The following is a 20,549-nucleotide window of genomic DNA, read 5'->3' on the forward strand; positions in this document are numbered from 1 at the left end:
CAGTTGCTACTGGCGTTTCAGCTTTAGCAGGCTCTTCAGTTGCTACTGGTGTTTCAACTTTAACTGGCTCTTCAGTGGCTACTGGCGTTTCAGCTTTAGCCGGTTCTTTAGCTTTTACTGGCTCTTCTACAGCTTCCACCTTTGCTAAGTCTTCAACCGCAACTGCTTGCTCAACTTGTTGCGACGCATCTACCGGTGTTTCTTCTGATTTAGCTTTAAGTTCTGCTTCGTATTCTGCAGCAGCTTGATCAGCAACTGGAATAAATGCAGGTGCTTCATCAGATTTAACTTCTGCTTCACCTTCAGGGCGACGACGACGTTGACCAGATGCACGAAGATGACGAGGAGAACGACGTGAACGTGTACGTGTTTGCTCTTGTTCGTCTTCAGTAGTTGCTGTTTCATCGTTAGAATCAACAACATCAACTTTCTCTTCTTTAATGTGAGCTGTTTTTTCTGCCGGAGTTTGCTTTTGCTTTTCTACAGCAGGAGCTTGCTCTTGAACTTGTTGAGTTTCAGTAACAGCCGTTTGCTCAGGTGCTTGCTCTGTTGAGTTAGCTTGCTCAGCTTTTTCATCTTGCAGACGTACTTTTTTACGTATGTTACGACGTTGACGGCGAACTTTAGGCTTCTGCTCTTTAGGCTCTGCAGCTTGTGCTGGCTTAGAATCAGTTTCTACTTCCGCCTTTGCAGGGGCTTCAGTTTTAACTTGATCTTTATCTTGGTTTTTATGCTCTGGGCGCTTACGAGAGTTAGGATTACGACGGCGCTTGTTGCGGTTCTCGCTTCTCTCTTGAGTCTCGGTGCTTGCTGCTGAGTCAGTTTTAGCTTCCTCTTCAGCGGCTGAACGCTCATTGCGCGGCTTGTTAGTGCGTGGGTTATTATTACGACGACGTTGATTGTTATTACGACGACGATTATCGTTACCACGACGCGCATTGTTGCGCGTTTCTTGCTGCTCTTTTTCTACAGCTTCTTTTTTCTCTTCTTCAGATTCACTTGCAAATAACGACTTAAACCAATTACCAATAGCAGCTAGTAAGCCACCTTCAGTTTTAGTTTGTGCTACCGCAGCAGGCTCTACGGCTTTAGCTGGCGCTGCTTGTGGAGCAGGAGTAGAAGGCATTACCACGCCTTTTAGCATCGGCTCTTCACGGACTGGCGTACTTGGAGATTTTGACATCTCGAATACTTCAGGCTCCGGTGCAACAACTTGTCCGTAACTTACAGTTTCAAGTGTTTCGTCTTTACGTAAGCGCATAACTTCATAATGTGGTGTTTCCATATGTTGATTTGGAATAATCACTACGTCACATTTATGATGTTTTTCAATGCGATGAACACTACGACGTTGCTCATTTAATAAATAAGCAGCAACAGCAACAGGCACTTGTGCATTTACTTGTGCTGTATTGTCTTTAATTGCTTCTTCTTCAATTAAGCGAAGAATTGAAAGTGCTATTGATTCGTTTGAACGAATAGTACCTTGGCCACTACAACGTGGACATGGGCCTTGGCTTGCTTCACCTAATGAAGGGCGCAAACGCTGGCGCGACATTTCAAGTAAACCAAAGCGTGAGATTTTACCAATTTGAACACGAGCACGATCTGGGCGCGCTGCATCTTTTAAACGATTCTCTACTTCACGTTGATGGCGTGGAGGAGTCATATCAATAAAGTCGATTACAATTAAACCACCTAGGTCACGAAGACGTAATTGACGTGCAATTTCATCGGCCGCTTCTAAGTTTGTATTAAGTGCTGTCTCTTCAATATCGCCGCCTTTAGTTGCCTTAGACGAGTTGATATCAATAGATGTCAGTGCTTCAGTAGGGTCAATTACAATTGAACCACCAGAAGGAAGACGTACTTCACGCTGGAATGCAGACTCAATTTGGCTTTCAATTTGGTAATGTGTAAATAAAGGCGTGTCACCTTGATAAAGCTTAACACGGCTCATAAAGTCAGGACGAAAACGCTCAATGTGCGCTTTAGCTTCTTCAAAAACACGTGGTTTATCAATTAAAATTTCGCCAATGTCACGACGTAAATAATCACGTATTGCACGGAAAATCACGTTGCTTTCTTGGTGAATCAAAAACGGTGCTTTAGCACTATCGGCTGCTTGTTTAATTGCATCCCAGTGTACTAATAGTGCTTTTAAATCGTAGTTAAGTTCTTCAAATGACTTGCCAACACCCGCTGTACGAACAATTAAGCCCATACCTTTAGGTAGTTCTAAACGACCTAATGCTTCTTTAAGTTCAGTTCGCTCATCACCTTCAATACGACGAGAAATACCGCCAGCACGAGGGTTATTAGGCATAAGAACTAAATAGCTACCAGCAACGCTGATAAAAGTAGTTAACGCTGCGCCTTTTTGGCCGCGTTCTTCTTTATCAACTTGTACTATTACTTCTTGACCTTCTTTTATTACGTCGCGAATGTTAGGGCGACCATGAAAAGTGTAACCTGCAGGGAAGTAAGTACGTGCAATTTCTTTTAAAGGAAGGAAACCATGGCGGTCAGCACCGTAATCAACAAATGCTGCTTCAAGAGATGGTTCAATGCGAGTGATTTTGCCTTTATAAATATTGGCTTTTTTCTGTTCGTGACCTGGGCTTTCGATATCTAAATCATAAAGGCGCTGGCCATCAACCAGTGCTACGCGCATTTCTTCTTGCTGCGTTGCATTGATTAGCATACGTTTCATATTGTTACTCTACTTATTTATGTCGCTGACATGACGATGTTTTTCTCGCCTGTTCAGTTGTCCCTATTTTTAGAATGTGCAGCCTCACGACTGGGTCTTTAACGGAACGGCTCTGTATCTCGTATGCAGTATTTTAAATGCTGGCAAACAATAGCGATTATTACCGCTATTAAATTCTTAATGGTGCTAAAACTGTCGGCTTTTCAGCTACGTTTACAAGTTTTACCCAGAAGTCGGCCTGTCATATTAATCTTACTAAATATCATTCATATTAGGCGCGTAGGGCTCATTAAGTTGGTGAGCAATACATACTGATGTATCGCTAATATCCGTTTTAAGAGCAAAAATCGCTGCCGATGTTAATGAACGCTTATTTATTAGATTTTTTTAATTCTAAATAAGCTGCTGTACGGTACTACAATAATTGAGCTAGTGCTGAACGACGTTTTTTACGTCGTCACTATCAGACAAATTATCTGTTCATTGCTTTCTCTAGCACATTAAAAATCGCTTCATGTTCAAACTTAACCAGCAATATATTACGCGCATTGCCGTTAATTGATCGCACGTGTTAACTGAGGAGGCATAAAAGCTTTGGAAAACTTAACTCGGATCTGTATGATCGGCTACCCAGAATGTGCATCACGAATGTTTTAATGTGTTAAAAAGCACCGTTGTTATTTGCAAATACTAAATATTTGCGCTGCTGATTATCCCACTATTATTACAGTGTTAGCAACTAAATTATTTTACTTAAATTAGTGATTAGGCAATGTCAGAAAAAAACGACTTACAAGTAACTTATGTCACGATCAATGAAGACCATTTAGGTCAACGTATTGATAACTTTCTTATTACCCATTTAAAAGGGGTGCCTAAAAGCGCTATTTATAAACTTTTGCGTAAAGGTGAGGTACGCGTCAATAAAAAGCGTATTAAGCCTGTATATAAACTACAGCTTGACGATGTACTGCGTATTGCACCTATCAGAGTTGCTGAGCGTGAAGAGTTTGTACCATCAAAGTTAGACAAAGTAACTCGCCTAGAAGACGATATTTTATTTGAAGATAAATACCTTATTGTCATAAATAAACCTTCAGGTATGGCTGTTCATGGTGGCAGTGGTTTAAGTTATGGTTTAATTGAAGCATTGCGCGCGCTTCGCCCAGAAGAGCGCAGCCTTGAGCTAGTTCATAGGCTTGACCGTGATACATCGGGCTGTTTACTTATAGCGAAGCGCCGTTCGGTGTTAACCGCATTGCATGAACAACTTCGTGAAAAAACCATGGAAAAAAACTATTGGGCACTTGTAGAAGGGCAGTGGGACTCTAAAACTAAAAACGTTACCGAAGGGCTGCGTAAAAATACACTTAAATCGGGTGAACGCGTAGTACGTGTAGATAACACTGAGGGCAAGCCTTCGCATACGCGTTTTAAAGTACTTGAACGTTTTAACGATTGCTCACTTGTACAAGCATCTCCTGTTACAGGACGCACGCACCAAATTCGTGTTCATACGCAATGTAAAGGTCATCCTATTGCGTGCGATGATAAATACGGTGACCAGGGGTTTGATGAATCTATGCGTAAAGTTGGGTTAAACCGTTTATTCTTACATGCACACGATTTAAGTTTTTATCATCCTAAAAACGAAACAACGATGCGTATTGAAGCGCCCCTTGATAAAACGCTTAAAAATACATTACTAAAATTACGAGACGCAAAACAGTGATTGCAGTGACGCCGATTAAAAAATATAAGCTCGTCATTTTTGATTGGGATGGCACCGTTATGGATTCAGTAACTAAAATAGTTAACTGTATTCGTAGTAGTGCTGAGTCACTTAATTTAGTGGCGCCAAGTGATTTAGCAATTAAAAATATCATTGGTATGTCGCTTGAAAAAGCAATTGATGTTTTATTTCCCGATAATGTCGCGCAGCATCAAGCCCTAATTAAAGGGTATAAACACCAATATAGTGTTGATACCACGCCAACTCCTGTATTTGATAATGCTGTTAGCGTTTTAGGTGCCTTAAAAGAGCAGGGCATTGTTTTAGCGGTTGCAACAGGTAAAGGTCGAGATGGATTAGAGCGTTTGCTTGATCAAAGTCAACTTAGACATTTTTTTAGTGCAACACGTACAAGCGACGACGCACTGTCTAAGCCCTCTCCAAATATGCTGCATCAATTACTTGAAGAACTTGGCATAAGCGCTCAAGACGCTGTAATGATTGGTGACACTCAAATAGACATGACAATGGCAAAAACTGCAGGCATGGATAGAATTGGCGTAACAATGGGTGTACATAACGCACAGCAGCTAAATAAGCTTAGCCCTGTTGCAACGGTAGATAATTATCTGCAATTGCAACAGGTTTTGCTTGGCTAATTTATTTAACTAGAACTTGTTTTGAGCGGTAAGCACATCAATACCAAACTCAGCCAGTAATTGGCTGAGTTTAATTAATGGTAATCCAATTAAGCTATTAGGATCGTCTCCGCTTAGTTTTTCAAATAAACAGATACCTAACCCTTCACTTTTAAAGCTGCCAGCACAGTTATAAGGCTGCTCTGCGTCGCAATAAGCACTAATTTGTACATCACTGAGTGTTTTAAACGTCACATTAAAAGGTTCTACGCAGGTTTTTTTTGTTCCAGTTACAATATCGTAAACACAAAGCCCAGTTAAAAATGTTACAGTATTACCGCTAAATAAATTTAGTTGTTTTAGAGCATTTTGTTTATTGTGCGGTTTACCTAAAATTTGATTGTTAAACACAGCGACTTGGTCTGATCCAATTGCTAACCCTTTTTTAAAGTGTTTATTAGCTGCTGAGGCTTTTAACTCACTTAAACGCTTAACCAGTTCAGTAGGTGTTTCGCATTCAAGTGCTGATTCGTCAACGTCGGGTGAAAACGTATCAAAGGGTAAATTAAATTTTTGTAATAAAGACTGCCTAAAAGGCGAGCTTGACGCTAAAATGAGTGGAAGCTTCATGGACTGTTTTCCTACGATAATTCAGATTGAGTTAGGATAAATCAGATCCGAGAGTAAAACACGTTAAAAACCAAGTAAAAATGGTTTTTTACTTTGACTAACAAACTAACTATCTATATGATGCAGCCCCTATGCAAAAGGTGAAAATTCCCATCACTCTTCATCCAGGCAAAGCAGCGCAGCACCGTTTAAAGTATGACGGAATTGTACCGCTTGAAAAACTTACTCGTTTAGAGAAAGTTGTGCAGGAAGAAGTAGGTGAAATAGCGGTAAAAATACATTGCAAAAACGATGATCAAGGTTTCGCTGTGATTAGAGGCAATTTGTCCACACATGTTACTGTCATTTGTCAACGTTGTAATGGTGATTTAGGGTTGGATTTGGTTCAAGACTTTGCATATTCACCAGTAGGTGAAGATACAGAGTTAGATATTTTTCCTGAAGACTACGACGAAGTAGCACTTGATGAAAATGGTGAAGTTAACGTTTTTGATTTAATTGAAGACGAACTAATTTTAGCAATTCCATTAGTGGCTACCCACAACGAAGCTTCATGCAGTTATTCAGCAAAGCCTGCCAGCTTTGGTGTATTAAAGGCGGAAGATGATAAACCTAATCCATTTGATATTTTGAAACAACTTAAGAAAGATTCTTAGGAGAAGACTATGGCTGTACAAAAAAGCAAAAAGTCTCGTGCAAGACGCGGCATGCGCCGTTCACACGATGCGATCAGTGGTCCAACTTTAACTGTAGATCAAACATCTGGTGAGACTCATCGTCGTCACCATGTGACTGCAGATGGTTACTACAAAGGCGTTCAAGTAATTTCTAAATAAGAGATTACTTATATGCTGAAAGATCTAACCATAGCGTTAGATATGATGGGGGGCGATTACGGCCCCCGTTCATCTATTCCTGCTGCCGTTCATGCGGTAAACGCTCATGCCAATTTAAGTCTCATTTTATGTGGCAATGAAGACGTTATATCTAAAGAACTCGAATCCCTCGATTCTTTATCTCATCCAAGACTCATCATTCGTCACTGTAGTGAAATAGTCACTAACGCCTGCGAACCTGCAATTGCTGTACGTTCAAAAAAAGATTCATCTATGCGTGTTGCCCTTGATTTAGTTAAATCGGGCGAAGCACAAGCGTGTGTTAGCTCAGGTAATACCGGCGCTTTATTTTTTATGGCTCACTACGTATTAAAAATGCTGCCAGGTGTTAAACGTGCCGCACTCATTTCATCTGTTCCTACAGAAAGCCAAAACCCAGTATATTTACTCGACTTAGGTGCTAATGTGCACTGCGATGCGCAAATGCTGTATCAGTTTGGGATTATGGGCTCTGTAGTTGCTGGCCAAGCACTTGGCTGCGATAACCCTCGCGTTAGCTTATTAAATATTGGCGCTGAGGACATTAAAGGCCACGATGATATTAAACAGGCTGCACAATTAATGCAGCAAAGCCCACATATTAATTACATTGGTTATAGCGAAGGAAGTGATATTTTTTCTGGCAAGGCTGATGTTATTGTATGCGAAGGGTTTGTGGGTAACGTGGCGCTTAAAACATGCGAAGGCATTGCCAAGCTTATTATGAATAAGTTTACAGCTGCGCTCGAAAAGCACCTTTTGTATAAATGTATGGCGTTTATATTGCGTCCAATAATAAAAAAACTCTATAAAAGGGTGAACCCCGACCAGTATAACGGTGCTTCTCTGGTAGGATTGCGCGGTATTGTCGTTAAAAGTCATGGAAATGCGTCAGCTAAAGCATTTCAAGCAGCAATTGATGAAGCGGTAAAAGAGGTTGAACGTCAACTTCCTGATAAAATAGCCGCTATTTTCGAAAAAACACATTCTAAAGACACGGCGGTTAATCAATAATTGATGTGCCGTGTATTTCATTATTTATTTGTTTAATTAAAAAGAGCAAAGTATGGCACAAAAAATTGCACTTCTATTCCCAGGTCAAGGCTCGCAAACCGTTGGTATGTTACAAGAGCTACTAGAGAGTTCTGACATTGTTAAAGCAACATTTGCAGAAGCATCAGATGCACTGGGTTACGACTTAGCAGAGCTAGTTCTTAATGGCCCAGAAGAAAAATTAAATCAAACTCATCGTACACAACCTGCATTATTAACTGCAAGTGTTGCTATTTACCGTGATTGGCTTGCAGCAAACCCTGATGCAGACGTTGTTATGGCCGGTCACAGCTTAGGTGAATATTCAGCACTAGTATGTAGCGACGTACTAAGCTTGAGCGAAGCTGTTAAGCTTGTTGAAAACCGTGGTTTATACATGCAAGAAGCCGTGCCAGCAGGCGTGGGTTCAATGGCTGCGATTATTGGCTTAGGCGATGAAGAAATAAAAGCGGCATGTGCTGCCTCAGCGCAAGGTGAGGTTGTATCTCCAGTTAACTACAATTCTCCTGGTCAAGTTGTTATTGCAGGGCATAAAGCGGCAGTAGATAGAGCATCACAAGCATGTAAAGATGCTGGTGCTAAACGCGCATTACCACTTTCGGTTAGCGTACCTTCACATTGTGAATTAATGAAGCCAGCTGCTGATAAGCTAGCGGTAGACTTGGCCGCTTTAACATTTAATACACCTAAGTGTGATGTAATTAATAATGTTGATGTAAAAGCTGAATCGACCGCTGATGCAATTAAAGATGCACTAGTACGTCAACTATACAGCCCAGTTCGCTGGACAGAAACAGTACAAGCCTTGGTTGCACAAGATGTAACGCAAAGCTACGAATTTGGTCCTGGTAAAGTATTAACAGGACTTGCTAAACGAATTGATAAAGCAATGGTTTGTGGCTCAGTAAACGATGCCGCTTCAATCGCTGCAGCTAAATAAGAGTATATAAAATGTCTAATTTATTTTCTTTAGAGGGCAAAATTGTCCTAATTACTGGCGCTAGCCGTGGTATTGGTAAAGCAATTGCAACAACATTAGTTGCGCAAGGTGCAAAAGTTGCAGGCACTGCTACAAGCGAGTCAGGCGCTGCTAAAATCAGCGAGTACCTAGGAGACAATGGTAAAGGTTATGCATTAAATGTAACGGATCCTGCATCTATTGAAGCGACACTTGCCGCAATAAAAGCTGATTTTGGCGATATTGACGTACTTGTTAATAACGCAGGTATCACACGTGATAACCTATTAATGCGTATGAAAGAGACTGAGTGGGACGATATAATCGACACTAACTTAAGCTCGATTTTCCGTTTATCTAAAGCAGTACTTCGTCCAATGATGAAGAAAAAGAAAGGCCGTATTATCAATATTGGCTCAGTAGTGGGCACTATGGGTAATGCAGGGCAAGCTAATTATGCAGCGGCTAAAGCAGGCGTCATTGGTTTTTCTAAGTCACTTGCACGCGAAGTGGCATCACGTGGTATTACAGTAAACGTAGTGGCACCTGGTTTTATTCAAACCGATATGACTGATGATTTAACTGATGAGCAAAAAGCAGCAACACTTGCAAATGTTCCAGCAGGGCGTTTAGGCCAACCAGACGAAATTGCAGCTGCGGTATGTTATTTAGCATCTGACGCGGCTGCGTATGTATCAGGTGAAACTTTGCATGTAAATGGCGCGATGTACATGGTTTAACAACCATTGTACCCACATCGTTACTTAATAAAGTTAAGTAAGTTACCTCAAAAACATTGAATTATTTGTGAACTTGCTTTAAACATACTTGAAATCGCTGCGAAAATAAGCGATAAAAGACAAAACACACACTCAGAGGTTTGACCAGACAATTATTTATGGTCAAATCATTGAATCAGAGAATTATGCCGCGTAAACTACGCGGCAATCTGAAAATAACGCATCGGCGTTTTTAATAAAGGAAAGAAGAATGAGCGATATCCAAGAACGCGTAAAGAAAATTATCATTGAACAACTAGGTGTTAAAGAAGAAGAAGTTAAAAATGAATCTTCTTTCGTAGATGACCTAGGTGCAGACTCTCTTGATACTGTTGAACTAGTAATGGCTCTTGAAGAAGAGTTTGATACTGAGATCCCAGATGAAGAAGCTGAGAAGATCACTACAGTACAAACTGCTATCGATTACGTAACAGCACACGCTGAGTAATTAATTGCACGTTAAAGGCAGCATCCGCTGCCTTTAATTTTTTATATCCAAACCACCTCAAAGTTCGTGATTCAAAACTTAAGCCTCAATGCTCAATTTTAGCTAAAAATTAATTTTGATTGTGTTATGCGTTTTTAATCTATTTTTGGGACTAGCACTTTGAGGTAGCTTGGGTATGATCATCCCCTTGTAAATATCCCTTATTGGAGGCAAACCGTGGCTAAACGTCGAGTCGTCGTAACTGGCTTAGGAATGTTGACGCCGCTAGGTAATGATGTTCAATCAACCTGGCAAGGCTTATTAGATGGCAAAAGTGGCATTCAAACAATAACCCACTTTGATACATCAAAATTTGGTACTAAATTCGCTGGCTTAATAAATGACTTTGATGCAACAGCATATATGTCAGCGAAAGATACTAAAAAAATGGACTTATTTATTCAGTACGGCATTGCAGCGGGTGTTCAAGCCTTTAAAGATTCAGGCCTTGAAATTACTGAGCAAAACGCAACACGTATAGGTGTTGCTGTGGGCTCTGGTATTGGTGGCTTAACGCTTATCGAAGAAAACCACATTAAGTTATTAAATAGTGGTCCGCGCAAGTTATCGCCATTTTATGTGCCGTCTACTATTATTAATATGATCTCAGGTCACTTATCAATGATGCATGGACTTCGTGGTCCAAATATTTCAATTGTAACTGCCTGTACTACTGGTTTGCATAATATTGGCCATGCCGCGCGCATGATTGCCTACGGTGATGCAGATGCAATGGTTGCTGGCGGTGCAGAAAAAGCCTGTACGCCTATTGGTATGGGTGGCTTTAATGCTGCACGTGCACTTTCAACCCGCAATGACGATCCACAAGCGGCTTCTCGCCCTTGGGATAAAGACCGCGATGGCTTTGTGCTTTCTGACGGTGCAGGTGTTGTTGTAGTTGAAGAGTACGAACATGCTAAAGCGCGTGGCGCTAAAATTTATGCTGAGCTTGTAGGCTTTGGTATGAGTGGCGATGCGTACCACATGACATCACCACCAGAAGATGGAGCGGGTGCTGCACTTGCAATGCAAAACGCACTAAACGATGCGCAAGTAAACGCTGAGCAAATTGGTTACATTAACGCACACGGTACATCTACAAATGCAGGCGATAAAGCAGAAACAGCCGCTGTTAAGTCTATTTTTGGTAATGCAGCCAAAGATGTAATGGTAGGCTCGTCTAAATCGATGATGGGTCACTTGTTAGGTGCTGCAGGCTCGGTTGAATCGATTATTTCGATTTTATCACTGACAGATCAAAAAGTGTCGCCAACTATCAACCTTGATAACCCAGACGAAGGGTGTGACTTAGATTATATTGCTCACACTGCACGTGATGCAAAGTTAGACTTTGCACTGTGTAACTCGTTCGGTTTTGGTGGTACTAATGGCTCGTTGCTATTTAAAAAGGTATAATCTTTTTTAACAACGAATCAAATTATAAGAGCTCAGTTGTTTAACTGGGCTTTTTTTATATGCCAAATAAAATGCAAACAATAATAGCAGTAGATCAAAACAGCACTTTAAGTACGCGTGACAGAGGCTTAAATTACGGTGACGGCTTTTTTACAACGGCTAAAGTTGTTAATGGGCAAGTACAGTATTGGGCTCATCATAAAGCGCGTTTGATTGAATGCGCACAGCGCCTAGGTTTTCCTGAGCTAGATTTTAATAGCCTTGAAAATCAAATTACTTTGCATATAAACGCTTCACCATTGAACGTGCTTAAAATACTTGTAACGCGAGGCGAAGGCGGACGTGGTTATGGGCTGCCAAGTGAGTGTAATATTACTATTTTATTGAGCATATTAGATTACCCTAGTAATTACGAAGCGCTTGTTAAAAAGGGTGTAAACCTAGAAATAAGCCCAATTAAATTAGCAGCACAGCCTTATTTAGCGGGCCTTAAAACACTAAACCGGCTTGAGCAAGTACTAGTTAAAAAAGCAATGCAAACGCAAAACTGCGACGATGTGTTAGTGCTTGATTACAATAACAATGTAATTGAAGCTTCAGCAGCTAATATTTTTGCGATTAAAAATAAGCGTATGTTTACGCCATTGCTTGATGAGTGCGGAATAAAGGGCGTTTATCTACAATCGTTATGTGATAAATTGCCTGTTGAATTTAAACGCGTGAAAGTAGAAGACTTAACCCAAGCAGACGCCGTATTTGTGTGCAATAGCTTAATGGGAGCAGCACCTGTAAAACGTATTGAGCAACAGGTATTTAATACAGACGAAAGCCACGCATTACTAACTAAATTATTAGCCAAGGAGGCTGAGTGTTAAAAGTTATTTTATCGGTACTTTTTTTAGCTGTTATAACCACTGCTGTTGGTTATCAGCAATTACAAGCAACAATAAATAGCCCGTTAAAGGTAGCACAAAACACACAATTTGAAGTTAAGCATGGCACTGGCTTTAATAAGTTATGCCAACAATGGCAAGCTAATAACTGGGTAGAAAGTTGTTGGCGTTATCAGGTAATTGCCAAATTAGATCCCACACTTACCGACTTAAAAGCGGGGCTTTACGAGCTAACAGCCGATAGCGTTATTAACAACGTAAAAAAAATTAACCAAGGTCAGCAAATTAGTTTTAGTTTTACCATAATTGAAGGGCAAAACTTACGTGAAGTGCTAAGTGCTATTAAAAAAGCTGATAATTTACAAAACGATTTAAAAACTGACGAACTAAGTACTCAAATACTGGGTAATGACACGCACTTAGAAGGCTGGTTGTTCCCCGACACTTACCATTATCATAATAACGATACTGCAAGCAGTGTATTAAAACGTGCAGCACAAAAAATGCAGCAAACGTTAGATGATGCTTGGCAGCAGCGCGGTGCTAATCTACCCTATAAAACAGCATACGAAGCACTAATAATGGCTTCAATTATTGAAAAAGAAACAGGCCTTGCCAGTGAGCGTCCGTTAATTGCATCAGCGTTTGTTAATCGATTAAACACTAATATGCGCCTGCAAACCGATCCAACCGTAATATACGGGCTAGGCGCTGACTTTGATGGTGATATTAAACGTAAAGATTTGCGCGATTATACGCCTTACAATACGTATCGTATTAATGGTTTACCGCCAACACCGATTGCAATGCCATCAAAAGCCGCTATTTTAGCTGCAGTTAATCCGCCGCAAAGTGAATATGTTTACTTTGTATCAAAAGGCGATGGTAGCCACCAATTTTCAACCACGTTAAAGCAGCATAACGCAGCAGTTAAAACGTATATATTAAATAAAAAGAATTAATATTTTATGAAACCAAAATTTATAGTAATAGAAGGGCTAGAAGGATCCGGTAAATCAACCGCTATTTCGTTATGCCAAGACTTTTTGAACAAACAAAAAATAGACTTCATTAACGTCCGCGAACCTGGCGGCACGCCATTGGCTGAATCGCTTCGTACGCTTGTAAAAGCGGAGCATGAAGAAGAGATTGCCTTTGAAACGGAGTTGCTTATTATGTACGCAGCTCGCTCGCAGCTGATGCACAATGTTATTACCCCAGCGCTTGATAAAGGCCAATGGGTACTTGCCGATCGTCATGATTTATCGTCTCAGGCGTATCAAGGTGGCGGGCGTGGCATTAGCTCAAATACATTAGCTTCACTTTCGTCAATGGTGTTAAAAGGCTTAAAGCCAGATTTAACTATTTACCTTGATATTGACCCAGTAATAGGCCTTGAACGTGCAAAAGGGCGTGGCGAGCTTGACCGTATTGAACAAGAAGCCATTGAGTTTTTTCAGCGTACACGTATGCGTTATGTTGAACTTGCTAATGACGACAATACAATTAAAACCGTTGATGCAAACCAAAGTATTGATAAAGTACATCGCGATATTACCAATGTACTGCACTCATTTTTTGAAGGCCTAAAATAATATGCCATTGCCTTGGCTACATGATACTCAAGCACGTTTAGCGAAAAGTTATCGCGCAGAGCGTTTTCATCATGCGCAATTATTTTGTGGGCCTGTTGGCGTAGGTAAGTTTGAGTTAAGTGATGAGCTTGGGAATGCTTTGTTATGTCAAAATATAGCTAAGCAGGTAGCTGAGCAAAACAGTATGCTAAAATCTTGCGGACAGTGTAAAGGCTGTTTACTTACCCAGGCTGGCACTCACCCCGACAAACGTTTAACGCAAGTTGATGGGCAAAGTATTGGTGTAGATGATATTCGTGGTATTAGTGATTTTATGAATCACTCTGCAGCGCAAAATGGCAATAAAGTCGCGATAATCGAAAATTGCGAAAAAATGACCACAGCAGCAGCTAACGCATTATTAAAAACGCTTGAAGAGCCAACTAATAGCCGCTTTTTAATATTAACCACAAGCCAACCACAGCAGCTCCCTGCAACTATTTTAAGTCGATGCGCTAAAAGTGACGTAAAAATAACTAATACAGCACTTGCTCAGCAATGGCTAGAGACATTAGATATTCCTAACTATAGTTGGTTAGCACTTTTTTATAACCAACCGCTGCAAGTAAAGCATTGGCAACAGCAAGACCAGCTAAAAAATATTGATACACTGTATAAGTTTGCAACTGAGTTTAAACAAAGTCATAATTTTAAAGCGTTAGTCGATATAATAAATAAACAGCCTGAACTTGTTCGTATATTTACTTTGTTTTTAAGCGTGCAACTAAAGCAGCAATTACTGCAAGGCATGAGTTTTGACGCTTATCAAAGTGCGCAAAATGCATTAGGCGAGTTTTTACAAAATAACACACAAGTACTTGGCCTTAATTTACCGCTTGCTGTATCACGATTAGCAAACACATTGCGAAATTCTTAAAAGGATTAATCATGCAAGAATTACTAGTAGACATAGACGATTTAGACGAGTTATACCGTTGCTATATGCCTTACTTAAAAAAAGGTGGCTTATTTGTACGTACTAATATGCGTTACGAAGCAGGGCATTCATTAGCGCTTAGAGTTACCTTGCCCGATGCCTTAGAAGATGATGTAGTAACAGGTAAAGTGTCGTGGATCACGCCACAAGGAGCACAAAGCTCTAACCCTCCAGGTATTGGTATTAGCTTTTTAGACGATAAAACAAACCTAAACGCTAAAATCGAAAAGCTCCTTGGGACTATGTTAAACTCAGGCGATCAAACATATACCATGTAGTTATAGGGTCGGTTTTTCATTGAGATTAACGCGCCCTATATTGGGTTCTTTTAATTGCTAACATAATAAATTAAAAGGACAAATTTAAACCCTGAACATAATACAGGCCTCATAGTGATTGTAGATTCTCATTGCCATTTAGACCGTCTTGATTTTGATAAATTAGACTTAAACCTTGACCAAGTTCTTGATAAAGCGCGTGCAAAGCAAATAGAGCATTTTTTATGTGTAAGTGTAACGCTTGATCAGTTTCCAAGCATGCTTGATAAAATTAAGCATTACGACGATGTATCAGCCTCATGCGGTGTACATCCACTTGATCAAAAAGACGCCCTTAATAAACAGCAACTAACCGACTTAGCCTCACACGAAAAAGTTGTTGCCATTGGCGAAACGGGTCTTGATTACTACTATTCAAAAGATACTCATGCAGTGCAGCAAGCAAGCTTTGTTGGGCATATTGAAGTGGCTAACGAATTACAAAAGCCGTTAATTATTCATACTCGTGATGCCCGCGCCGACACGATTAACTTAATGCGTGAGCACAAAGCCGAAAACTGCGGTGGTGTACTACATTGCTTTACTGAAGACTGGGATATGGCAAAAAAAGCCATAGACATGGGCTTTTATATTTCTATATCGGGTATTGTTACCTTTAAAAATGCTATTGAATTAAAAGAAGTAGTAAAACAAATACCGCTAGATAGATTATTAATAGAAACCGACTCGCCTTATTTAGCGCCGGTACCGCATCGTGGGCAAACAAATCAGCCAGCGTACGTAGAAGATGTTGCTTATTACATTAGCGAACTTAAAGGCATTAGCTTTAATGAACTTGCTAAAGCGACTACCGAGAACTTTTATTCTTTATTTAAATTAGCAGCTAAAGGCTAAATACATGATTACTCACACGGCAAACCTTCCTATTTTACTAATGGGGCCAATGGTGCGCCGTGCAGAGCAAACTGGAGTCTGCATTCAGTTTGCTACCTCCAGGCCTGCAAACTGCCAAATAAACTTATTAAATGTTGAGTGTTATAGCGATCAACACACTGTTTCTTTAGGGGAGCATTTATACCTGCATTTCGTCATTATAAAGCCAATAAATAACAAACTCCCTGTCGATAGCTTATTAAGCTATGAGCTTGTAATTGATGATATAGCAGTCGATTTATCGCCGTGGTGCTATAGCAATCAAACAGCGCCTGCATTTGTAATTCCCAATAAACTGAGTGATATTTTGCATGGCTCGTGCCGTAATGCACATCATCCAGCAAAAGACAGCTTAGTGTCTGCAAGCCACTGGCAAAATACTCAGCGCGGTAATAATAATCAAGGCGCACAGTTGCTATTACTGAGCGGTGACCAGGTTTATGCCGATGACGTAGCAGGGCCCATGTTATTAGCTATTCATCAGTTAATTAAAGCGTTAGGTATCTATAAAGAGCAACCACTTGCCATTGAGCTACCGGGCGATATAAATGAGCAACTTTATAATCGCCATTTGTTATTACCAAAAACGCCTTGGCAGAAACGCTCAAAGTTAGGTGTTGGTTACTGGCTAAAAAAAGACGAACCTCATTTTTCAAGCGTAAAAGCCTACAATCACCTTATCCATTTTGAAGAATACATTGCACTTTATTTATTAAATTTTAGTGCTGCTGCTTGGCAATGCGTTGATATACAAAACACAACGTATTCAGGTCAAAACAAGCAAAACAAAACTATTTTTGACGCTGAAAAAACAGCACTGATTGATTATGCAAAAGGCTTAAGTGAAGTAGAGCGATTGTTTGCCAATGTATCTACGCTAATGATGTTTGACGATCACGATGTAACCGATGATTGGAACCTCACCGCTGGGTGGGAGCAAGCTATAAATGAAAACCCAAGTAGTAAACGAATTATTAATAACGGCTTAATTAGTTATTGGCTTTTTCAGGGAATGGGGAACGATGCACTAAATAAAACAGGCGAGCTACTTACACCTTTTAAGCAAAGCCGTACTGCTAATAATTTATGGCAGTTTAAAGCATTTGATAAACCACTAAACGATTTTAGTTTTTGGCATTACGAACTTACTACAATACCCAAAGTAGTGGTGCTAGATACGCGTACGCACCGCTGGCGAAATGAGCAAAACTTTAACGAGCCCTCAGGTCTACTTGATTGGGAACGTCTCACTGAGCTTGAAGAAAGCCTATTAAGCCACGACCAAGTTATTATTGTATCGCCAGCCCCTGTGTTTGGTGTTAAATCGATAGAAGCCATTCAAGCCATGTTTAACATATGTGGCCAACCGCTTATGGTAGATGTAGAAAACTGGATGGCGCACGAAGGCTCAGCCAAAAAGCTACTCGATACATTTAGACGCACCGACACCCCAAACGAAACGCTTATTTTATCGGGAGACGTACATTACTCATTTTGCTTTTCGGTGCAAAAGCGTTTTGGCGATCACCCCAATCGAATTTGGCAACTTACCGCCAGCGGTATTAAAAACGAGTTCCCGCGTAAATTAATAAACATACTCGATAAACTAGATTCAATTCTATACGGCCCAAAAAGTCCCTTAAACTTTTTTACTAAACGTTGGCATATGGAAGTAGATAAGCATCAAACCATAGGCGAAGGGCAAAAATACTTAGTAAGCGACTCCGCTATTAGTTTAATAACACTAGAGCAAGGAAATTTAGCCCGCTACCAACTTATACACGGTGAAGGGCATTTAACTGAGTTTGATTTAGAAGAACAGTAAGTTGCTCATCTACAAGTCAATTGTAGATGAGCACTCTTGGTAAGGCGTTTGAAAAAGTAAGAAATAGTACTGTCTATAGAAGAAGCTGCAAATAAAAACGCCCAAAGGCTTATAAAAACCTCTGGGCTATAAAGTGACTCTAAATTGAGTCTAGCGTTAACTAAAAACTTTCTGGTTCGTTAGGGAGAAGAAGAAAGTACTTAAAACTATAGTAAAGGTACTCAATAAAGCATAACTAATTTTGCCATCTGGTTACATTTGATAACAAAGGATTGGATTAATTATGCGTAATTTGTACTTTAGTTTAACCCCAGCTTATTAACTGCGTATTTTGCACTAGATCTCGGGGTAGTGAATTTTTGATCTTATTTTTTTGCCATTTCCCCAGCCCAATAGGGCAGCCACACAGGGTTAATACTACTTCACCTATTGTTTGAGTTGCTTCAGCTAAGCGTATATCTTTACCTTGAAAATAATCATTTGCTTGCTCGTTATTTAAAGCAAATACATTAGTTTTACACTCGTTGCCAAATACGGTTGCAAATTCGTGCGTTAGCCTTACGCCATTTTTATGGATAATGCCAATTTGAATACCTAAGCGTGCGTACTTAATTTTATTTTGCAGGGCTTCAAACCCTTGTGGAAATAACCATAGTTCTTTATCTCGCTGCATTAAGTTGCCAGGTAGGTTAGTTAACCCAAAGTGCTTTTTAAGCGATTGCATAAACGCGACGCTTTGTTTTTTATCAAACTCGTTAAACGGAAACGCGCCTTTTTTAACAGTTTGATTTGGATTATCGCAACTTGCGTGTTTTTTAAATTTAGCGATAAAAAAGCCTTCGCTATCGAATGTTTGCGGCCATACATGCAAATAGCCTTCACTTGTAGTGGCTTTGCTGGCACCTTCAAATAAATCACTGAGTGACTCAGGCGCTATATAGTCGCCAAATTCACTGAGTAAATAATCGCACACTTGCTGGTTTTCGAGTGGGGTAAGTGTGCAGGTTGAATACACTAATGTGCCACCTGGTTTTAATGCATAAAAAGCGCTTTTAATTAAGTCTTTTTGTACTTGGGCTATTTGAATGTTTGATTCTATTGACCAATTTTTTAGTGCGTCGGCGTCTTTACGCACAGTACCTTCGCCAGAGCAGGGCGCGTCTAGCAATATGCTATCAAAGCATTCAAACATGTAGTTGCCAAATATAACGCCATCAAAATGTGAGAGCGCACAGTTACCTACTCCCATACGTTTGAGTGTTGCGCTGAGTACCTTTAAACGAGATGACGAAAGCTCGTTTGCAACAAGCACGCCTTGGTTATCCATAAGTGCTGCAAGTTGTGATGTTTTAGAACCTGGCGCTGATGCCATATCAAGCACGGTGTTATTTTGCCAGTTAGCGAGTTTAATACTTTGCTTTAATGCGATAGGGGGTAGCATTGAACTTGCCTCTTGTACGTACATAGCTCCGCTTAGGTGTAAGTCGGTATTACCAAGGGCTAGGTTTTGCTCTTCATCGCTTGGGCGCTCTAGCCAAAAACCTTCACTGCACCAAGGTATGGGGGTTAGCAGCCAATTTTTTTCAGTTGCACGTTCTACAAATTCTTCAATGCTAATTTTTAATGTATTAACGCGGATAGATTTTCTGAGGGGCCTACGACACGCATTTAAAAAGTCATCTAAGTTTAGATGCGCTGGTAAATAGGTTTTTACGTCATCAATAAAGTGCTCAGGAATAAAAGTGTTGGCGTTCACGCGTTAGCTCATACTATAAAAATAAAGCGCGATAATAGCATTTATGCGAGGTGTTTTCAGCGCTAAAAAGCGTAACATCTGATTTATTACGCTGTCGACACTTCACTGTTTTAGTCCATTTTAAAACCATTTTTATGCGACTTTAGGTTAATAGTGTCGACAATGAGCGTGTTTTTTAGCCATTGTGATGTGTTTAAGGGTTGACATGATTTTTTAATAAGCCCATAGTAACCACATTAATTGTCGACAATCTAAAAAATAACTTATGACACACACATTTTTAAACGAAGCGCCTATAACTACCGCATCAGATCAAGTATTTGTAGATATGCGCCGTGAGATTGTTGAAGGCAGTATAGTTCAAGGCAGTAAAATATCAGAGCCTGAGCTTGCCAAACGTTATGGTGTAAGCCGCGCAACGCTTAGAGAGGCGTTAAATCGCCTAGAAAGTTGCTACCTTATTGAGCGTAAAGCTAACGTAGGTTGCCGAGTAGTTGCCCTTACCGCCGAACGCTTGATTGAAGTTTACCAAGTTCGTAGTTCGCTTGAAGGCTTGGCATGTAGACTTGCTGCCGACAATATGGAACCCGAAGAAGTAAAAGGCTTAAAGCAATTACTTAATCAGCACCTACAAACACAGCGTGTTAAAGAGGGCGAATCTTATTATCAAGAAGCCGGCGATTTAGATTTTCATTACCGTATTATTCAAGGCAGTAAAAACGCGCATTTAATTCATTTACTGTGTAATGAGCTTTATCAACTAATACGCATGTACCGTGTACAAATGGGCATGGTGGGGCCGCGTGTATCAAAAGCGTTTGATGAGCATTTAGCGATTATTAAAGCGATTGAAAACCACGATGGCGAACTGGCCGAAATGCTTATGAAGCGCCACATAAGTGCATCGCAAGCAAATATTCAAACCAAATTTGATTTATTAACTAAGCAGAAAGCATAAGCTGTTAAAAGCTAAAAGCTAGCAAAAGCAGTCAAACAGTCATAATTACAGATT

20 protein-coding genes are annotated in these 20,549 nt (G+C 40.2%); 17 read left to right on the forward strand and 3 right to left on the reverse strand.

Going from position 1 to position 20,549, the window contains the following annotated elements:
• On the reverse strand, window positions 1-2,713 hold a 2,713-nt coding region (gene rne, locus GQR53_RS03575; protein WP_165742891.1), incomplete at its 3' end, for a ribonuclease E.
• Window positions 2,714-3,485: 772 nt separating this feature from the next.
• On the opposite strand from rne, the gene rluC reads away from it, so the two are divergent.
• Both rluC and GQR53_RS03585 read left to right on the forward strand, forming a co-directional pair.
• Entirely contained in the window at window positions 3,486-4,445 is a 960-nt protein-coding gene (rluC, locus tag GQR53_RS03580; protein WP_165742892.1) for a 23S rRNA pseudouridine(955/2504/2580) synthase RluC, read from the forward strand.
• The gene (locus GQR53_RS03585; protein WP_346774382.1) at window positions 4,442-5,104 is read left to right on the forward strand and encodes an HAD-IA family hydrolase; all 663 of its coding nucleotides are present in this window, start codon (window positions 4,442-4,444) and stop codon (window positions 5,102-5,104) included. Before rluC ends, GQR53_RS03585 begins: the two co-directional genes overlap by 4 nt.
• A 9-nt stretch (window positions 5,105-5,113) precedes the next feature.
• Here the strand turns inward: GQR53_RS03585 and GQR53_RS03590 are convergent, their stop codons facing one another.
• Window positions 5,114-5,713 (reverse strand): Maf family protein, encoded by a 600-nt coding sequence (locus GQR53_RS03590; RefSeq protein ID WP_165742893.1) that lies wholly within the window; start codon window positions 5,711-5,713, stop codon window positions 5,114-5,116.
• Window positions 5,714-5,844: 131 nt separating this feature from the next.
• On the opposite strand from GQR53_RS03590, the gene yceD reads away from it, so the two are divergent.
• From yceD to GQR53_RS03660, 14 genes are all read left to right on the forward strand, one after another.
• Window positions 5,845-6,369 carry a 23S rRNA accumulation protein YceD gene (gene yceD / locus GQR53_RS03595; RefSeq protein WP_007375269.1) on the forward strand — a complete coding sequence of 175 codons (525 nt, stop codon included), beginning with the start codon at window positions 5,845-5,847 and terminating at the stop codon, window positions 6,367-6,369.
• A gap of 9 nt (window positions 6,370-6,378) precedes the next feature.
• A complete protein-coding gene (rpmF, locus tag GQR53_RS03600) occupies window positions 6,379-6,549 on the forward strand; it encodes a 50S ribosomal protein L32 (protein WP_002962381.1) in 171 nt (56 codons plus the stop codon).
• Window positions 6,550-6,561: 12 nt separating this feature from the next.
• Window positions 6,562-7,602 (forward strand): phosphate acyltransferase PlsX, encoded by a 1,041-nt coding sequence (gene plsX, locus GQR53_RS03605; RefSeq protein ID WP_002962380.1) that lies wholly within the window; start codon window positions 6,562-6,564, stop codon window positions 7,600-7,602.
• Window positions 7,603-7,654: 52 nt separating this feature from the next.
• On the forward strand, window positions 7,655-8,581 hold the full coding sequence (gene fabD, locus GQR53_RS03610; protein ID WP_165742894.1) for an ACP S-malonyltransferase: 927 nt from the start codon (window positions 7,655-7,657) through the stop codon (window positions 8,579-8,581).
• Between the two features lie 11 nt (window positions 8,582-8,592).
• The gene (gene fabG, locus GQR53_RS03615; protein WP_002962378.1) at window positions 8,593-9,339 is read left to right on the forward strand and encodes a 3-oxoacyl-ACP reductase FabG; all 747 of its coding nucleotides are present in this window, start codon (window positions 8,593-8,595) and stop codon (window positions 9,337-9,339) included.
• Window positions 9,340-9,589: 250 nt separating this feature from the next.
• Window positions 9,590-9,826 (forward strand): acyl carrier protein, encoded by a 237-nt coding sequence (gene acpP, locus GQR53_RS03620; RefSeq protein WP_002962377.1) that lies wholly within the window; start codon window positions 9,590-9,592, stop codon window positions 9,824-9,826.
• A 216-nt stretch (window positions 9,827-10,042) separates the two neighbouring features.
• Window positions 10,043-11,281, forward strand: a complete 1,239-nt coding sequence (fabF, locus tag GQR53_RS03625) for a beta-ketoacyl-ACP synthase II (RefSeq protein WP_002962376.1) — start codon at window positions 10,043-10,045, stop codon at window positions 11,279-11,281.
• Between the two features lie 59 nt (window positions 11,282-11,340).
• Entirely contained in the window at window positions 11,341-12,156 is an 816-nt protein-coding gene (gene pabC / locus GQR53_RS03630) for an aminodeoxychorismate lyase (protein WP_165742895.1), read from the forward strand.
• A complete protein-coding gene (gene mltG / locus GQR53_RS03635; RefSeq protein ID WP_149592580.1) occupies window positions 12,150-13,136 on the forward strand; it encodes an endolytic transglycosylase MltG in 987 nt (328 codons plus the stop codon). Before pabC ends, mltG begins: the two co-directional genes overlap by 7 nt.
• 6 nt (window positions 13,137-13,142) lie before the next feature.
• On the forward strand, window positions 13,143-13,769 hold the full coding sequence (gene tmk / locus GQR53_RS03640) for a dTMP kinase (protein WP_165742896.1): 627 nt from the start codon (window positions 13,143-13,145) through the stop codon (window positions 13,767-13,769).
• A 1-nt stretch (window position 13,770) separates the two neighbouring features.
• On the forward strand, window positions 13,771-14,685 hold the full coding sequence (locus tag GQR53_RS03645) for a DNA polymerase III subunit delta' (protein ID WP_165742897.1): 915 nt from the start codon (window positions 13,771-13,773) through the stop codon (window positions 14,683-14,685).
• Window positions 14,686-14,696: 11 nt separating this feature from the next.
• Window positions 14,697-15,023 carry a PilZ domain-containing protein gene (locus GQR53_RS03650; RefSeq protein WP_002962367.1) on the forward strand — a complete coding sequence of 109 codons (327 nt, stop codon included), beginning with the start codon at window positions 14,697-14,699 and terminating at the stop codon, window positions 15,021-15,023.
• 114 nt (window positions 15,024-15,137) lie between these two features.
• Window positions 15,138-15,917: a YchF/TatD family DNA exonuclease gene (locus GQR53_RS03655; RefSeq protein WP_024604137.1), complete on the forward strand. Its 780-nt coding sequence runs from the start codon at window positions 15,138-15,140 to the stop codon at window positions 15,915-15,917.
• Between the two features lie 4 nt (window positions 15,918-15,921).
• Window positions 15,922-17,781: an alkaline phosphatase D family protein gene (locus GQR53_RS03660; RefSeq protein ID WP_165742898.1), complete on the forward strand. Its 1,860-nt coding sequence runs from the start codon at window positions 15,922-15,924 to the stop codon at window positions 17,779-17,781.
• A 304-nt stretch (window positions 17,782-18,085) separates the two neighbouring features.
• Here GQR53_RS03660 and rsmF read toward each other — a convergent pair whose 3' ends face one another.
• Window positions 18,086-19,537 (reverse strand): 16S rRNA (cytosine(1407)-C(5))-methyltransferase RsmF, encoded by a 1,452-nt coding sequence (gene rsmF, locus GQR53_RS03665; protein WP_165742899.1) that lies wholly within the window; start codon window positions 19,535-19,537, stop codon window positions 18,086-18,088.
• 265 nt (window positions 19,538-19,802) lie between these two features.
• Here rsmF and GQR53_RS03670 point away from each other — a divergent pair, with 265 nt between their 5' ends.
• Window positions 19,803-20,495, forward strand: coding sequence for a GntR family transcriptional regulator (locus GQR53_RS03670; protein WP_165742900.1), 693 nt, complete (start codon window positions 19,803-19,805; stop codon window positions 20,493-20,495).
• The last annotated feature ends 54 nt before the right edge of the window (window positions 20,496-20,549 follow it).

The sequence above is a fragment of the Pseudoalteromonas sp. Z9A6 genome, assembly GCF_011378805.1.
GTDB lineage: Bacteria > Pseudomonadota > Gammaproteobacteria > Enterobacterales > Alteromonadaceae > Pseudoalteromonas > Pseudoalteromonas distincta.

Bases quoted from the DNA above. Each gene is read 5' to 3' on its own strand.
- rluC (WP_165742892.1), top strand. From the start codon at position 3,486: ATGTCAGAAAAAAACGACTTACAAGTAACTTATGTCACGATCAATGAA.
- GQR53_RS03590 (WP_165742893.1), bottom strand. From the start codon at position 5,713: ATGAAGCTTCCACTCATTTTAGCGTCAAGCTCGCCTTTTAGGCAGTCT.
- yceD (WP_007375269.1), top strand. From the start codon at position 5,845: ATGCAAAAGGTGAAAATTCCCATCACTCTTCATCCAGGCAAAGCAGCG.
- rpmF (WP_002962381.1), top strand. From the start codon at position 6,379: ATGGCTGTACAAAAAAGCAAAAAGTCTCGTGCAAGACGCGGCATGCGC.
- plsX (WP_002962380.1), top strand. From the start codon at position 6,562: ATGCTGAAAGATCTAACCATAGCGTTAGATATGATGGGGGGCGATTAC.
- fabD (WP_165742894.1), top strand. From the start codon at position 7,655: ATGGCACAAAAAATTGCACTTCTATTCCCAGGTCAAGGCTCGCAAACC.
- fabG (WP_002962378.1), top strand. From the start codon at position 8,593: ATGTCTAATTTATTTTCTTTAGAGGGCAAAATTGTCCTAATTACTGGC.
- acpP (WP_002962377.1), top strand. From the start codon at position 9,590: ATGAGCGATATCCAAGAACGCGTAAAGAAAATTATCATTGAACAACTA.
- pabC (WP_165742895.1), top strand. From the start codon at position 11,341: ATGCCAAATAAAATGCAAACAATAATAGCAGTAGATCAAAACAGCACT.
- tmk (WP_165742896.1), top strand. From the start codon at position 13,143: ATGAAACCAAAATTTATAGTAATAGAAGGGCTAGAAGGATCCGGTAAA.
- GQR53_RS03645 (WP_165742897.1), top strand. From the start codon at position 13,771: ATGCCATTGCCTTGGCTACATGATACTCAAGCACGTTTAGCGAAAAGT.
- GQR53_RS03650 (WP_002962367.1), top strand. From the start codon at position 14,697: ATGCAAGAATTACTAGTAGACATAGACGATTTAGACGAGTTATACCGT.
- GQR53_RS03660 (WP_165742898.1), top strand. From the start codon at position 15,922: ATGATTACTCACACGGCAAACCTTCCTATTTTACTAATGGGGCCAATG.
- GQR53_RS03670 (WP_165742900.1), top strand. From the start codon at position 19,803: ATGACACACACATTTTTAAACGAAGCGCCTATAACTACCGCATCAGAT.